Raw genomic sequence first — 16,213 nt, 5'->3', positions numbered from 1 at the left:
CCCGGCCTCGCGCCCCTTTCCGCCAAGCGGTCCACAGTGGACCCAGCGCGGCCGGGTAAGGGTCCGCTCGGCGCGCTCCCGGCCCTCGGTCCGGCCGCGCGCCGAGCGCTGATCCTCGTCGCGGTGCTCTCGCTGCTGAACGCGGTTTTCCTCGTGGCGCAAGCCTTTGTGCTGGCGGACGTGCTCGCCTCCATCGTCGCTGCCGGTGTCGGAGGCCGCACCGCCCAGCTGGCTGCCCTGTTCGCGCTCGTCGTGGGACGGGCCTTCGCCAGCTGGGCGGTACGGGTGGTTTCCGCCCGCGCCGCCGCCACGGCACAACGGGATTTGCGCGCTCGCGTCGTCGACCACGCGCTGCGGCTCGGCCCGGAATGGCTTGCCCGGAACGGACACGGTGAGCTGACCACCCTCGTCACCCGTGGCCTCGACGCCCTTGACGCCTACTTTCGCGAGTACCTGCCCGCGCTGGTCACCGCTGCGGTGGTCCCGCTCGCAGCGGGCGCGGCGATCCTGTGGGCGGATTGGCCGTCCGCGGTGATCATCGCTGGGACCGTCCCACTTTTGCCCCTCTTCGCTGTGCTCGTCGGCAAGTTCACTGCGGACCGGGTGTCCGGGGCGACGGACGCGGTGCACCGGATGTCGGGCCTGCTCCTCGAACTGGTGCGGGCGTTGCCGGTCCTCACCGCGTTCCGGCGGGCCGGCGCACAGGCGGAGACCGTCCGGAAACTCTCCGAACGGCATCGCCGGACGACGTTGAAGACGCTGCGAGTCGCGTTCTCGTCGGCGTTCGTCCTGGAACTGGCGGCCACGCTGTCGGTCGCGCTCATCGCTGTGGTGATCGGTGTCCGGCTTGTCTCCGGGTCCTTGCCACTGGCCATCGGGCTCGGTGTGCTGATTCTCGCGCCGGAGTGCTACCAGCCGATCCGCGCGGTCGGCGCCGCGTTCCACGCGAGCGAGGACGGGGTGGAAGCGGTACGCCGGGTGCGCGGTGTGCTCGCGGAGCCGGTGCCGGCGGAAGGCACCCGGAGCGCACCCTGTGGATCGTTGGTTGTGACCGACCTAAAAGTAGCCCGGCGTCAAGGTTTCGCTCCGGACGGAGAGAGCTTCTCCGTCCGCCGTGGGCAGACCGTGTGGCTGCGGGCACCCAGCGGCGGGGGGAAGTCGACCACTTTGGCGACGTTGCTGGGCTTCGTGCCGTCCTATGGCGGGTCCGTGCTCGTCGGCGACGTGCCGCTCGCGGAGGCCGACCTCGCCCGGTGGCGTGCGGCCGTAGCCTGGGTTCCCCAGAACCCGGTCTTCAGCGGTGGCACGGTGCGCGCGGAGCTGGCTGTCGCCGATCCTGGCGTCAGTCCTGATGAACTCGCTGCTCCCGGCGACGGTGCCAGTGCCGGCGAGGCGTTCATCCCTCGCTCCGGTGCCAGTCCCGGCCTTGGTGGTGGGGTTGACGAGGCACTGAGTCCTCGCATCGACACCGACGCTGACACCGACGAGGTGCTCGGTGAACTGGGCTTGCACGGGCTCGCTGACCACCCTGTCGACGAGCTGTCGCTCGGTCAGCGGCAGCGTGTCGCAGTGGCGAGGGCGCTGTTGCGGGTGCGTTCCGGGGCGTGGCTCCTACTGCTGGACGAACCGACTGCCCACCTCGACCAGGTCAACGCTCGGCGTGTGCTCGACGCTGTGGATCGTGCGGTCGCGAACGGTGCGGCCGCCGTGATCGCCGCGCACGAACGTTCCACAGCTGTCGCGGTTGTGGATGAAAAGCCTTTGCCTGCCGGAAAGTCGCCTGTGGATGAATCCGTGCGGCAAAGGCCGCTGCCTTGGCGGCTGTTGGTGGATCGTCGGTTGCTCGGCGGCGCCGCCCTCGGGGCGCTGGCGTTGCTGGCTGGTGTCGCGCTGACCGCGACGTCCGGATGGCTGATCGCCAAAGCATCGCTACAGCCACCGATTCTCACGTTGACTGTCGCCGTTGTCGGCGTGCGCGCCTTCGGCCTCGGCCGAGCTGGTCTCCGTTATGCGGAACGGCTCATGACGCACGATGCCGCTTTCCGGACAGCCGGGCGATTGCGGGTGCTGTTGTGGAACGCGCTCGTACGCCGAGGTCCTGCCCGGACGCTCGACGCGGGGGAGAGCCAGCGGCGGCTGGTGAACGATATCGACACGGTGCGTGACCTCCTGCCCCGCGTTGTCTCGCCGCCGATCGTGGTGGGTTTGGTCGCGATCGGGGCCGTTGCGATACAGACAGTCGTACTTCCGTCGGCGGGTTTGGTTCTCGCGCTGGCGGTTCTGGCCGGATTGGCAGCGCCGGCAGTCGCGTTGCGGCTGGAACGCCGAGCGACGTCGGCACTGGCGACCGGCCGCCGCGACGTCGGCGCGCAGGTTTTGGGGCTGTTTTCCTCAGCAGCGGAGTTGCTGGCGTATGGCGCAGCCCGTGTGCGGCGTCGGGCCTTGGCGGATACGGACACACAGCTCGAAGCTGCCGCCCGGCGTCAAGCTTTCGGTGCCGGTGCTGGAGATGCGCTGATCACCCTGGTATCCGGCGTAGCTGCGGTGGTGTGCGCGATGCTGGCCGCGCGGGCCGTCGCAGCGGGAGAACTGGCCGGCGTGATGGCGCCTTTGCTGGCGTTGGTTCCGTTGGCGCTGGCGGAAGTCCTGACATTGCTTCCACAAGCAGCCGCGCATGGGGACACTTTGCGCACAGCGCGCGTGCGGCTGGCTGAGGTGGGGATAACTCGGGACGGATCGGACTTTGATCCACATGTGGACAACCTGATGGGCGGACGCGCTGTGGACAACCCGCCACCGACACGGGCCGGCAATGGCGGCAGCGCGGTGAATGGAGCCGTTTCCGCGGACGGGACGGTTTCGGGTGAGGCGGTGTCGTCGGGCCGAGTGTCGTCGGGTGAGGCGGTGTCGGGTGAGGCGGCGTCGGGTGGCGCGGTGTCGTCGAGTCGGGAGTTGGCGTCGGGGCGGGTGGTTTCGGGCGAGGTGTCGTCGGGCCGTGCGGCGGTGTCGCGGCAGGCGATGTCCTCGAGGCGGGCGGATGCGGCGGATCGCGAAGGCTCGGCGGGTCGCGGACCTGGCGCGCCGGCCGTGCGGGTTCGTGGAGCTGAGCTGGGGTGGCCAGGAGGTCCGGCGGTGGTGAAGGGCGTCGACTTGGAGGTGCCGGTCGGGGGGTACGTGGTGGTCGTCGGGGCCAGTGGGGCGGGAAAGTCGACGTTGCTGGCGGCGTTGCTGGGCTTTCTCGCGCCGCGGGCGGGGGTCGTGGACGCGCCGGCGAAGGTGGCGTGGGCGCCGCAGGAGCCGATGTTGGTGTCGACCACAGTGGCAGAGAATTTGCGGCTCGCTGATCCTCGCGCCTCCGCCGACGAGCTACGGCACGTCCTCGACTTGGCGCAGCTGCCCGACCTCGATCCGTCGACGGTGCTCGGCAGCGCGGGCGCCGGGTTGTCGGATGGGCAGGCACAGCGCGTGGCGCTTGCCCGCGCACTGCTTGCAGCGCCCTCGGCGGACCTGGTGTTGCTGGACGAACCGACGTCCCATCTCGACGAGCCGACGGCACGCGCGTTGCGAACCGCGCTTCGATCCGAGCTGGCTGGTCACACTGTGTTACACGTGACGCATAGCGTGGACGAGGAAGTCGATGCCGACGCCGTGCTCGAAGTGCGTGACGGGCGGGTCTTGCGCCGGGCCGCGCCGCTGGTGACGGGGTGACAGGGAGCAGTTGGTGACGGTCACGATCGCGGGTGCGGGGTGGGGGCCCGCGCTAAGGTCGGAGTTGCTCATGGACCCGACACTCGCCGCGCGGGCACTGTCCGCCGCTACGGAAATCACCAGCACCGCGCTGTCCGGGGACGACCCGGAAGGGGTGCTGGAAACAGTCGTGGCACGAGCCGCCGAACTGGCCGACGCCGACCTCGGCCTGGCCATGGTCAGCGCGGAAGACGGACGGGTCGTCGTCGAAGCGGCGTACCGGGCGACCGACGCAGAGGCCGGACTCCACCCAGAAGCAGGCGAGCACGGAGAGTCCGCCGATCCGGATGCCAACGCCGTGGGCGTATCTCATGGTGGGGCTGCCGGGCCTGATAGCCCAGGAAGCTCGGGTGAAAACAACAGCTCTGGTGAACCTGCTGGTGTAGCTGAAGCAAGCGACCCTGACGAGCCTGGCGGCACGGGAGGTGCCGGCAATGCAGGGGAGACAGACAGCTCGAGGGAGACTGACGACGCTGGTGGGGCCGGCGACGTTGCCGGTAGTGGCGGCGTTGCCGGGATTGGTGAGGTTGCCGGTAATGGCGATGTTGCCGGCATCGGTGGGAATGGCGGCGCTGCTGGGATCGATGAGATTGCCGGGATCGACAACGCCGGCGGGAGGAGCGCGGAGCGGAGCGAGGGTCCGGGTGGGGGTGCGGAGCCGAGCGAGCACCGGAGTGCGCGGGCTGGGAGTGCGGACGGGAGCGAACGCCGTAGTGCGCGGGCTGGGAGCGCGGAGCGGAGCGAAGGTTCGGGGGGGGGTGCGGAGCCGAGCGAGCGCCGGAGTGCGCAGGCCAGGAGTGTGGACGGGAGCGAGCACCGGAGTGCGCGGGCTGGGAGTGTGGACTCGAACGAACGCCGTTGTGCGCGGGCTGGGAGTTCGGTGGGGGCGTTGCAGGGGTTGACCTTGCAGGCCGACTCTGCGGCGGGGCGGGTGGCTCGGGGCGGGGAACCAGTGTCGTCCGAGGACTTTCTCGTGGATCCGCGTACTGCGCCTTATGTGCCGGACGAATTGCGTGACTATGGGCCCTTTGCGGCGGCGCCGTTCGGGTCCGGGGGGCGCGTGCTGGGTGCGCTCACGGTGTATCGACGGCGAGGGCGCGAGCCGTTTACGGCGGGCACGGTGGAGATGCTCGCGGCGTTCGCGGCGCAGGCCGGCGTGGTGCTCGCGCTCGCGGAGGGGGCTACCGCGCGGCATCGCGTCACCCTCTACCAGGAGCGCGAGCGGATCGCCCGCGAGCTGCACGACGTGATCGTGCAGCGGCTCTACGGCACCGGCATGCAGCTGGACCGCGTGCGGCGCAATATGCGCAAGCGATTCGCGCAGGCCGACGGGGCCCGGCTGTCCGACGCCATCGATCAGCTCGACCAGACCATCGACGAGATCCGTGGCACGGTGCGCGCGCTCCGCTCACCGGAACCGCTGCAGCACGAGCCCGGTATGCCAACCGATTTGGCCGAGTCCGCGCGCGGCGAAGTGCGCATTGCCGGGGAACTGCTCGGTTATCCTCCCACGCTTGAACTTTCCGGTGAGTTCGCCGACATTCCGGCGGAACGCGGTGATCACATCCGCGCCGCCCTGCGTGAGGCACTGTCCAATGTGGTCCGGCATTCCGGGGCCAGTGAGACACGGGTGACGCTCACGCGTGATGTGGAGGGTGTCAAGCTCCGCGTGCGCGACAACGGATCCGGGGTCCCACAAGGGGTTGCCACCCGCGGACTGCGCCACCTCGCCGAACGCGCCGACACCGCCGGCGGCCGCTTCTACATCAACTCCTCACCGAGCCTCGGCACGCTCGTCGCATTCGATCTCCCTCTGGATTGAGCCGGTTAAGAGCGTGTCTCACTTGGTTGTTGGTTGAGGTGTGGGCATGATCATGAGCTGTGATGGACGAGTTGTCGCGACGGCTGGTGCCCGACGAGTTGTGGGCGCTGGTCGAACCGTTGATCCCGCCGGGAAAGACGCGCCCGCAGGGTGGCGGCATGTCACGAGTGGGCGACCGGGCGGTGTTCACCGCGATCGTGTTCGTGCTGACCAGCGGCTGCGCCTGGCGACATCTGCCGCCCAGCTTCGGGGTCACCGTGCCGACAGCGCATCGGCGGTTCACCGAGTGGACCAAGGTCGGCCTGTGGCGCGATGTGCACCGGGCGGTGCTGGACGAACTTGGCGGCAAGGGCATGATCGACTGGTCGCGTGCGGTCCTGGACGGAGCATCCGTCAGGGCCAAAAGGGGGGCGGTCTGACCGGTCGGAGCCCGGTCGATCGCGGCAAGCCCGGCTCGAAGATCCATGTGCTGTCCGACCGGGCCGGACTTCCGTTAACCGTTGGGATCTCCGCGGCCAACACTCACGACAGTCACGCGCTCAGACCCTTGGTCAACGCGCTGCCGCCGATCCGGTCTCGCCGCGGACCGCGCCGCCGGAAACCGGCCAAGCTCCACGCCGACAAGGCCTACGACATCCCAGCCCTGCGCGACTGGCTCCGCCGGCGCGGGATCATCCCGCGCATCGCCCGCAAAGGTATCGAATCCACCGAGAAACTCGGAAGACACCGGTGGGTGATCGAACGGTCCATCGCCTGGCTGACCAGCTACCGGCGCCTGACCATCCGCTACGAACGTAAACCCAGCCACTACCTCGCCTTCCTCACCCTCGCCGCCACCATCACCTGTTACAAGAAACTCGCCAAATGAGACACGCTCTAAGACGAGACACTCAACCTTCACGAGTCATCTGCGAACACTCCCTTCTGGGGTCGCATCCGATGATATCGGCAGATCGAACATTCATTCGACTCTCGATGGAGTGAATCTGGCCGACCCCGGTCGAACGACCCGTGACGGAACTCGAGGCTGGATCGGCCAGCAGGCTGATTTTCTTCCGTTGGTTCACGGACAGTGACGTGGCCCACGCACGCTGCTAGCGTGGATGACGAACACCAGTGCGAGGGGGAAGCAAGTGAGTGAGGAGTGGCAGGCGGAGCTCGTCAAACAGAGCGTCGTCTTGGCTTTCACGACGACCGGAAAGGTCGCCGAGTACCTGTGGAAACGGTTCACGAACCGGGTGGCCCGCGAGCCGGCCGCGGTGGAGCGCGCCGTGCGCCGTCTGCTCGAGGAGAACCCGGAAGCGGCTAGTGACCTGGCGAAGCTCATCGAACGCGAGGTGCCGGAGAAGCGGCGCAAGCCGCGGATCGCGGACAACGAGGGGCCGTTCGTCGACCGGCTCGGCGCGTGGGGGCAGCTGGCCGGGCGAAACGGGTGCGCCGTGCTGTGTGGTCCGCCCGGGATTGGGAAAACCGCGCTCGTCAAGCGATTCGCCACCGAAACCACCGGCGCGGGCGGCGCCTATCCCGATGGTGCCCTCCTCGTCGACCTGGCCGACTATCGCGACGGCCCGGGAATGCCGTTGGCGCGCAGCAGGATCATGACGTACGTGCTGTCCAGGCTCGGCATCGAGACGCTTGGCACCACGGGGGAGGAGCTGGCCGCGCAATACGAGGCGACGCTGGAACCCTTGCGGTTACTGCTTGTCTTCGACAACGCGGAAAGTGCCGGGGAGCTCCATGGCCTGATCCCGCCCGCCCCGATGAGCCTGATCCTCGCGCTCACGTCCGGGCCGGCCGACGACTTCATCTTCGGCTTCTCCACGCCCGTAGCGCTCGGCCAGCTCGAACCAGGCGCCGATCGCCAGCTGCTCGAGCAACTGTGTGGCGCCGAGCTGCTGGCGCGGGACCCACAGGGCGTCGAGGCGTTGCTGGCGCAGTGCGACCGGATTCCGCCGGCCATCGTGTCCGCGGGACATGCGGCGCGGCAACGGGAAAACTTCACACCGCGGCCGTTCACCGACGTCGCGCGGGAACTTGCCGGCGGTGCCGAGCTCGGCAAGGTCAGCCGGGCGTATGACGAACTGGTGGCCGGGCTCAGCCCGGAGGCCGGTGAGTTGTGCCGCCTGCTCACCGCCTTTCCCGGCCCCAGCTTCACACCCGAGCTGGTGAGTGTCCTCTTGGGACGATCAGGTACGCAGGCGCTGATCGAGCTGCAGGCGCAGGTTCTGCTCACCGCCGAACCGGGCGGTCGGTGGCGCCTCGGCAGTCAGGCGCGCCAGGCGGTGCTGCGCACCGGAGACACCAGCGGCGTGGACGAGGCATTCGCCCGCCTGCTCCGGTTTTACGTCGGGCGGGCAGTTCGCGCCGACACCAGTAATCCGGATCGGTTCCGGGTGTACGACACGGCGGTCCCGGCCAGTGCGGACATCGTCCCGGAGGTCGACTGGCTGGCCGCCGAGATGCCGGTCTTGCGTGCGCTGGCCGCGGCCGCCTACCAGCGCGGCTTCCACCACGAACTCACGCAGCTGTGCGGTGCGCTGGAAATCGTGCCACTGCACCGCAACGTACACCGCGAGTTCGAAGCAATCCTGAGCTACGGCATCGCCGCGACCACCGAGCCGGCGTTGCTCGCGCGGATGGTCAGCCAGCACGGCCGGGTGCTGTCGTTGCTCGGTGAGTTCGCCCTCGCCGCCAAGGATTTCGATCGTGCCGAAGCCGAGCTGCGCCGGATCCCGGACCCGGGCACCGATCTCCACCAGCAGCTCGCTGCGTCCGTGTCCGAGTTCCGCGCCCTCTTCCACCGGGAACAAGGACAACTCGAGGAAGCGCTCGGCTACTATTTCCGTGCGCTCGAAATCAGCCGGCGGCTCAGCGTGCCAGGAAAGCGGCACCGTGGACGAGGGCTGCACGCTCGCATGCTGGCCAACGTGCTCGTCGGGCTCGGCCGAGCGCAGGAAACGGTGGGGTTGCTCGAAGAAGCCGAGCAGAACACGCTCGACGAGGACAAGCGCAATCTCGCGCAGGTCCTGCTCGTGCGGGCCAAGGCGTTCGCGGAGACCGGGCAGACTGCCGGCGCGCGCGCTTTGCTGCCGGAGGTGTGGCGGCTGGCGAACGAGGCCCGAAGCGACCAGTACGACCTCGAGATCAGCGAAGCACTCGGCGACGCGGCTTGGCGTGCCGGTGATCCGGACCAGGCGCGACAGTACTGGTCAGGAGTCTGGCAACGATACGAAACTGCCCGCCACCCGCGGCGGGCACGGCTGTATCACAAGCTGTGGTTCGGCAGCTGATCCGTGAGCGGCAGACGTCGCACCGTCCGCCAGTGTGCTCGTGACACGGCGATCAGCGGGTCGGCACCGGGTTCGGTGGGCAGCTCGACCACCTGTCCGTCCGTCCATACCCGACACACGTCAGGCGCGATCTCCGCGATCAGCCGGGCGTGCGGACGGTGGTGGGCGGTTTCCGTCGCCCAGGAGGCGAAGTCGCCGGCGGCCTCGCGATATACCACGTCGGCACCCTCCAATTCGGACAGAGTCGCGAGCTCGCCATGCGCCACCACGTGCTGTCCGGGCAACGGGCGCCCGGGTACCGCCGCCGGGAAACGGGCCACGGTGCGGCCATCGGGCGTGACGCCGACGCGGAAAGCGGCGACCGGTTGGCGTTCCGGCACCGGATCGGCGATCGGCGGGAACACAGCCGGCCACGCCGGGGCGTCGAGGTCGAGCAGTTCGTACAACAGCGGACGCAGGATCTCCGCGCATTTGCCGGCGTATTCCACCGCCTGCCCGGCCACGTCGGCGACCGGCCCGCCGGCGATCGCGTGGTCGAGCTGGGCCGGGAGGGGAGAATCGTCGAGCCGAGGTGCCGCGGCGACCAGATTCGCCAGTGGCGAACCGGGTACCACGGTGTCCGCGACCGGACTGCCGAGCAGCACCGGGACCTGCGCGGCCGTCGCGTAAAGCGGCATCGATCCACAGTCGGCGACAACCAGCTCGGCCGCCAGGATCGCCGCCTGCCAGCCGTGTTGCGGCGGGATGACGGTGAGCCCGCCGCGGATCGCGGTGGCGAGGTTGGCGCGGACCTGATGCGGACTGTGCGCGGACCACACCCCCGGGTGCAGCACGAGGCTCACCTGGTAATCGTCGAGTGGCAGCTCGGACAGAAACCGTTGCGGCAGAAGTGGGTTCGCGCCGAGCAGGGACTGCGGACCCCAAGTCGAGGCGAGCACCACGTGCCGGCGCGCACCGGCTCCGAGCGCCCGGCGGAACCGCGGCACGCGGTGCGCGCTCACGAGCATCCGGTCGTGACAGGGATCGCCGATCACGACGGCCCGCGCGGCCACCTCGGGTTCGAGCCGGCCGAGCTGGTTGGCATGCGACAGCCCGACGCGGACGTGTTCGCCACGCAACCGGTCCGGGTTGAGGCCGGAGACCGTGGTGCTGCCTGGGTAGTACTTCTGGTGCCCGATCCCGTGCGGTACGAGCAGGACTGGGCAGTCCAGCCGGTCCAGCGCGTCGTTCTCGCTGGCGGCGACCGCCAGGTCGAACCTCGTCCGCACCGCCTGCTCCCAGGGCAGCACCACCGCTTCGAGGCTCGACAGGAACTGCTCGAGCCCAGCGGCGAACACCGCCCGCTCGCGCTCGGCGAAGGTGAACGCGACCTGCACCCGGTGGTCATCGTCGAACAGCGAGCAGATGTCGAGCAGCCGGGTCAGCGTAGTGACCGTGCGCGCCACCACAAGGACCCGGCGCTCGACGCGGTAGGTGAGCCAGTGGTCGTAGGCCGGGTCAACCGGGACTTTTCGCCAGAACGACGGGGGGGGGTTGCGTTTTCGGCCATCACTTGCCGCGGCGGGCGATCCACGCGGCGGCCTGGGTGCGGCGTTGCATGCCGAGCTTGGCCAGCACCGACGTGACGTAGTTCTTGACCGTCTTCTCGGCCAGAAACAGGCGTTCGGCGATCTCGCGGTTGGACAGTCCCTGCCCGATGAGCTCCAGCACGTCCCGCTCACGGTCGGTGAGGGTGGACAGCTCGTCGGTGGGCGGATGGCGCAGCTTGTCGAGCACGCGTGCGGTGCTGACCGGGTCGAGCAGCGACCGGCCGGCGGCCACCTCGCGCACCGCGTTGACCACGTCCTGGCCGCGGACCTGCTTGAGCAGATAGCCCGACGCCCCGGCCATGATCGCGCCGACCATCGCCTCCTCGTCGTCGAACGCGGTGAGCATCAGGCAGGCCGGCGGGTTCGGCTTGGACCGCAGCTCCCGGCACAGCGTGATGCCGTCCCCGTCCCCGAGCCGCACATCGACCACGGCGACGTCCGGCTCGACGTGCATGGCCACCGCGAGCGCCTCCTCGACACTCCCGGCCTCGGCGACGACCTCGAGATCCGCCTCGTCACCGAGAAGGTCGCGCAACCCCCTCCGGACCAGTTCGTGGTCGTCGACGAGCAACACCTGGATCGGCATCTGTCCAGGTTACGGCGATCGCGGCGGGGTGGCTGCCGGTGGTGCCGCAGGACACGGGAGCCGGTTGCGGATCGGCGGCCGGAAGCGGCCGTTCGAGTGGATCTTGTGCAATCGATGACACGAATCCACCCGCTTCGGCGATCCTTTCTCTCGGTGTCGCGGAATGGTGTGCCGAGGTGCCTCTTTCGCCGAGGCGCACCGATCTGTCATTCTGTACGGCTCGTCGCAGAACGACGGGCCCTGGGCGATACCAGGTCCGACAACCGTTCTGCCGAGGGGAAGCGGGATGACCGCGGAGATCGATCCGCGGCGGCTCCAGTTGGTCGCTGGGGCCGCCGAAGGATGGCGCAAGAGGCTGATCGACTTCACCACGTCCAACACGATGCTCGCGTTCAAGAACACGAAGCAGGGCAGTCTCGACCTCACCGACGCTGATCCGGTCGTGGCGGCGGCGGTCCTGGCAGGGGAGAAAGTGCCGTTGCGCAAGCTCTTCCCGGACCAGCAGCGGCACCGTGAAGCCTGTGTCCGCGCACGGGCGCTCAGCCGGAAGATCCAGTTGTTCGAGGAGGAACAGGGAGTCGAGGTCGGACGGTTGGCATCAGGCTTCGTCCGCACGTCTCCTGAGCAGCACAAAGGAGCAAAGCCGGTACTCCGGCTTCGGGCACCGCTGCTCCTGCGTCCGATGGCGATCCGGCCCCGTACCGCGTCCGAGAGCGACTACACCCTCGAAGCCACCGACGACCTCGAGGTCAACCCGATTCTGTTGCATGTGCTCAACGAAGAGTACGGAGTGGCGGTGGAGCCGGAAGAGTTCGCAGCTCACGTCGAGGCCGTCTTCGCCGAGGAGACCGGTCTGGAGGCTCAGGTCGAAGCGGTGTTCGGCAGGCTCGCGCATACAGCGGCGGAGCAAGGCATCGAGTTGACTCTGGAACGTGCCGTGGTGGTCGGGGTCTTCAACTACGCGAAGTTGCCCATGGTCGAGGACCTGGCTGCGGCAACGGAACTACTGGCGAGCCACGATTTGATCGCGGCCCTGGCCGGTGATCAGCAGGCGGCTACGGAGCTGGCGCAAGAATCCACGGACTTCGTCGCGCCGTCCGTCGACAATTCACCTCCTTCGGAGGAGTTTCTCGTCCAAGATGCTGATTCTTCACAGCATCACGCGATCGCCGCCGCGTTGGCCGGGCGGCACGTTTTTCTCGAGGGACCCCCAGGTACCGGAAAAAGCCAGACCATCGCGAACATCATCGCGGGAGCTGCCGCGATGGGGAAGAAAGTCCTCTTTGTGGCAGAGAAGCAGGCGGCCATTGAAGCGGTGGTGAACCGGCTCGCCGACGTCGATCTGGATGGCCTGGTGCTCGACTTGCATCAGCAGAAGGCGACTAAGCGGGAGGTCGCCAAGCAGCTCGGGGACAGCTTGGACCGGCTGGCCCAGCAGGGGTGGGTGGACGCCGCACACGTGCAGGAGCGGCTGGTCCATTCGCGGCAACGTCTGCTCGACCATTCCGGCGCGCTACACACACTACGCGACCCCTGGGGGCTGAGCGCATATCAGGTGCGGGAACGGCTACTGGCGCTCGGGCCCGGCCCGGCGGTCGCGACCGGGTTCCGCGGTGCGCAGCTCGAGGCGTTGAACCGGGACGTGGTGCTCGGCCTCCAGGACAAGCTGCGGCGGTATGTCAGTCTTGGCGGCTTGCGGGTGGTCAACGAGGAAACGCCCTGGTGCCGCGCGAACATCCGCTCCGAGGGCGACGTGCGGCGGGTGCTTGTGGAACTCGACGAGCTCGCCGGCAAGACGTTGCAGAACGGCAAGTCCGGTATGCGAGCTTTGCTGGGCCGGACTGGTCTGGCCGAACCCCGGGACATCTCCGGTTGGCAGGTGGTGCTCGAACTTCTCGACCAGGTGTCGGGCACAGTGCAGGCCTTCGGCTCGGACATTTTCGGAACTCAGCTCGAGGCCTTCTGGTTCGCGACGGCGGATCGGGCCACCCGGGCGAAGGACCAGCGGACGATGTCTTGGAAGCACCGCCGAGCTTTCTTGAAGCAACTGCGTGCGATGTCCACTCAAGGTCTTCGAAAGCGCGCTGAGCTGCACGCATGTCTGGTTCAGGTGGTCGAGCAACGGGACCGGTGGCGCGCGCTGGGCGGCGTGCACACTCAGCCGGCACACGTGACCGGTTTGGCCGAGATGATGGGGCAGTACACCGAGTTGCGTCGCCAGCTTGCCGCGGTTGCGGCCTCGGCCTGCAGTCCTGTTCTGGAGACCGGCACCACCCCGGACATCGAACGTGCGCTGTCCGAGCTGTCCGGCGATCGCGAGACTTTGATCCAGATGCCCACGTTGACCGCACTGGCCGATGAGTTCGGTCGGCTGGGACTCGGCAGTCTGGTGAAACAGATCGCCGAGCAACGGCTCGACCCGGACCAGGCCTGGACGGCGTTCGAGCGAGCCTGGCTGGAGTCGGTCGAGGTCGAGCTACGCCTGACCGTACCGGCGTTGCGTGAATTCGTGGCCGATCAGCAGACGCGCGTGCTGGCGGAGTTCCGGGAAGCCGACCACGCGCACCTGCAGCTCTCCGCGGCTCGGGTGCGGCGGCACGTGGCTCGGCAGGCGATGGAGGCACGGGACACCTTCTCGGCACAGGCGCAAGTGCTCAAGCGGCAGGCAAGTCTGCGTTCTCGGCACCTGCCCATCCGCAAACTGGTCGAGCGGGCGCCGGACGTACTACTGGCTGTGCGGCCGTGCTGGGCGATGTCACCGCTGGTGGTGAGCCGGATGTTGCCTGCCGAGCGCCTGTTCGACCTGGTGGTCTTCGACGAGGCAAGCCAGATCCGGCCACACGATGCGATCACCTCGATCATGCGTGGACACCGGCTTGTGGTGGCCGGAGACGAGCGGCAACTGCCGCCGAGCAGCTATTTCGACAAGGTGCTGGTCGACGATGAAACCGGCGAAGACGATGCGGACATCGAGGAGCTCTCAGACTACGAGTCGGTGCTCACCGCATTGCGTCCGGTCCTGCCGAACAGCCAGATGTTGCGCTGGCACTACCGCAGTGCCGACGAGCGGCTCATCGCCTTCTCCAACCGAGAAATCTACGGCGATCGCCTGGTCACTTTTCCCGGTGCGCACCAGGGCAGCCCGGTCACCTTGGAAGTGGTGGACGGTGCGGCATCGCCTGGGCAACGTGGTTCAGCACCCGCCGAAGTCGCCAGAGTAGTGGAGCTGGTGCTCGAACACGCGCGTTCGCGGCCGGATGAGAGCCTTGGCGTGATCACTCCCGGAGCCCCCCACCAGGCACGGATCGAACGAGCGTTACGAGAAGCCCGCGGGCAGTCTCCGGAACTCGCCGGGTTCTTCTCTGCCGAAGTGCCGGTCGGTCGCCGGTTCTTCGTCAAGAACTTGGAAAGCGTGCAGGGGGACGAACGGGACGCGATCATCCTCAGCGTCGGCGTCGCCAGAGATGCGACCGGGAAGGTGAACCGTACCGGTTTCGGGGTGCTCAACTTCGATGGAAGTGAACGACGTCTCAACGTTGCGGTCACTCGAGCCAAGCGGCGGATGACCGTGGTGTCGTCGTTCACCGCGCATGACCTTGAACCGTCGGATCGGGTCACCGGTACCGAACTGCTGCGCAGGTACTTGGAGTTCGCCGCTGCGCACGGCCGGATCGACGAGGTCGGTCGCATCGAGCAGGTCGAACTCAATGGGTTCGAGCAGGCCATCGAAGTTGCGTTGCGAGGGCGCGGTGTGCCGGTGCACCCGCAGTGGGGTTTTTCCGGATATCGCATCGACTTCGCGCTTGCCCATCGCAGCACGCCCGGCCGCATGGTGCTCGCGGTGGAGGCCGATGGCGAGCGTTATCACCGGTCGCCGAGCGCGCGGGACCGGGATCGGCTCCGGCAAGCGCACCTCGAGCACCTGGGGTGGCGGTTTCACCGGTTGTGGTCATCGGCCTGGTTTGCCGACCCGGTTGCCGAGACAGACCGAATCGTCAAGGCGTGGGAGGAGGCGATGGCCGATCCGGATGCCGAACGGGTCGAGGCGGCACCGGTTGTACCCGCTGCGCCGGTGGTACCGGCTGCTGCCGAGCGTGGGCCGCGACCGAATGTGCCCGCTGGGTCGCCCATCCAGGAGTACAGCGAGGCGCAGCTGATCGAGCTTTGCCTCTGGTTGATGTCCGACCTGTTGTTGCTCGATCGGGAAGTCCGCCTACAGCAGGCGATGACCGAGCTCGGGTTCAAGCGGCGGGGCCAGAAGATCGTCACCCGGCTCACCCGGGCCGTCGAGATAGCTCAGGACCTAGCCGACAAGAAGGAGAACTGATGTTCCCGCTCGACCCGCGTACGATCGGAAAGCTGGCCGAGGCGATCGCCGATCTCGGCGGTCCCTACGAACGCCGAGGCGCGGAGCTGGCCGAGCTGCTGGCAAACGCCGGTTGGGTGGACCCGCCGGAGTACGACGGGTCTCCACGGATTCCGTGGTTGCGAGAACATATCGAGGAACGCCGGGAAGACCGGGCGGAGATCGAGCGGTTGCTGTGCCGGGTCTGCGATCCGATCGAGTATGACGGCGGCGCGGTGGTCGCCGAGGAATTCCGGGTTACGGTGAATGACAAGCTGGCTCCGGAGGACCTGGTGGTGACCTATGTGTCCGGCCGGCCGGTGATCGGTCAGCTCAGCAAGGACGGGACTCGGGCGACGTTCAGTGAGCCCGCGGACTTCCGCAACCGCCTGGAACGGTTGTTCGCCGACCCGGTGACTGTCGACATGCTGGTGCGCCGGCTCGACGAGACCCGGATTTGCGAGTCCGGGGGCGCCTATACGATGGCTGTGATCGGTATTGGCAGCCTGGTCGAAGGATTGTTGCTCCAGTTGTTGCTGGAACGCGATGCGGAACTGCGCGAAAAAGGGTTCCCGGATCCTCGCGGAAAAGGTGGACGTAAAGACGCCGGGAGAGTCAGCCTCAAGGAGCTGATCGACCTTGCGCACGGTAAGGACTGGATTCAGCTCGATGCTGCGAAATTCGTGGACACGGTACGCGACTTCCGCAATTTCGTGCACCCACGCAAAGAATTGTCGGAGCAGCCTAGGTTCGACCGGGACAGCGTAATGCTCTGCTGGGGACCGATGCACGCGCTGTTGAACGATCTCGAGGAGAATATCGCTCCGTTGTGAA

At 67.9% G+C, this 16,213-nt stretch carries 8 protein-coding genes and 1 pseudogene; 7 read left to right on the top strand and 2 right to left on the bottom strand.

What is annotated here, in order from left to right; all coding sequences use genetic code 11:
• Positions 1–36 precede the first annotated feature (36 nt).
• From cydD to BJY18_RS22460, 5 genes and pseudogenes are all read left to right on the top strand, one after another.
• Positions 37–3,708, top strand: a complete 3,672-nt coding sequence (gene cydD, locus BJY18_RS22475) for a thiol reductant ABC exporter subunit CydD (protein WP_312874117.1) — start codon at positions 37–39, stop codon at positions 3,706–3,708.
• 70 nt (positions 3,709–3,778) lie between these two features.
• Positions 3,779–3,971, top strand: a pseudogene (locus tag BJY18_RS38255) (GAF domain-containing sensor histidine kinase); the annotation flags it as partial.
• Positions 3,972–4,264: 293 nt separating this feature from the next.
• On the top strand, positions 4,265–5,569 hold the full coding sequence (locus BJY18_RS22470; protein WP_376774767.1) for a GAF domain-containing sensor histidine kinase: 1,305 nt from the start codon (positions 4,265–4,267) through the stop codon (positions 5,567–5,569).
• Positions 5,570–5,631: 62 nt separating this feature from the next.
• Positions 5,632–6,437 (top strand): IS5 family transposase gene (locus tag BJY18_RS22465; protein ID WP_184779869.1). Its coding sequence is split into 2 segments (ribosomal slippage): positions 5,632–5,971 and positions 5,971–6,437, totalling 807 coding nucleotides; the frame shifts between segments, so codons are not numbered across the junction.
• Positions 6,438–6,702: 265 nt separating this feature from the next.
• Positions 6,703–8,859 (top strand): AAA family ATPase, encoded by a 2,157-nt coding sequence (locus tag BJY18_RS22460; RefSeq protein WP_184781830.1) that lies wholly within the window; start codon positions 6,703–6,705, stop codon positions 8,857–8,859.
• Here BJY18_RS22460 and BJY18_RS22455 read toward each other — a convergent pair.
• Positions 8,835–10,304 carry a hypothetical protein gene (locus BJY18_RS22455; protein ID WP_184781829.1) on the bottom strand — a complete coding sequence of 490 codons (1,470 nt, stop codon included), beginning with the start codon at positions 10,302–10,304 and terminating at the stop codon, positions 8,835–8,837. The two genes, BJY18_RS22460 and BJY18_RS22455, sit on opposite strands and share 25 nt — an antisense overlap.
• Positions 10,305–10,407: 103 nt before the next feature.
• The gene (locus BJY18_RS22450; protein WP_184781828.1) at positions 10,408–11,034 is read right to left on the bottom strand and encodes a response regulator; all 627 of its coding nucleotides are present in this window, start codon (positions 11,032–11,034) and stop codon (positions 10,408–10,410) included.
• A gap of 286 nt (positions 11,035–11,320) precedes the next feature.
• Between BJY18_RS22450 and BJY18_RS22445 the strand changes: the two genes are divergently transcribed.
• Positions 11,321–15,361 (top strand): PDDEXK-like endonuclease domain-containing protein, encoded by a 4,041-nt coding sequence (locus tag BJY18_RS22445; RefSeq protein ID WP_184781827.1) that lies wholly within the window; start codon positions 11,321–11,323, stop codon positions 15,359–15,361.
• A complete protein-coding gene (locus BJY18_RS22440) occupies positions 15,361–16,212 on the top strand; it encodes a hypothetical protein (protein ID WP_184781826.1) in 852 nt (283 codons plus the stop codon). The genes BJY18_RS22445 and BJY18_RS22440 overlap by 1 nt, the downstream gene beginning before the upstream one ends.
• The last annotated feature ends 1 nt before the right edge of the window (position 16,213 follow it).

The sequence above is a fragment of the Amycolatopsis jiangsuensis genome (genome assembly GCF_014204865.1).
Classification (GTDB): domain Bacteria; phylum Actinomycetota; class Actinomycetes; order Mycobacteriales; family Pseudonocardiaceae; genus Amycolatopsis; species Amycolatopsis jiangsuensis.
Note: the sequence above shows the minus strand (reverse complement) of the source record. Positions and strands in the feature narration are given on the sequence as shown.

Excerpts from the sequence above, each read along its gene's own strand:
- BJY18_RS22450 (WP_184781828.1), bottom strand. The coding sequence starts at position 11,034 with ATGCCGATCCAGGTGTTGCTCGTCGACGACCACGAACTGGTCCGGAGG.
- BJY18_RS22445 (WP_184781827.1), top strand. The coding sequence starts at position 11,321 with ATGACCGCGGAGATCGATCCGCGGCGGCTCCAGTTGGTCGCTGGGGCC.
- BJY18_RS22440 (WP_184781826.1), top strand. The coding sequence starts at position 15,361 with ATGTTCCCGCTCGACCCGCGTACGATCGGAAAGCTGGCCGAGGCGATC.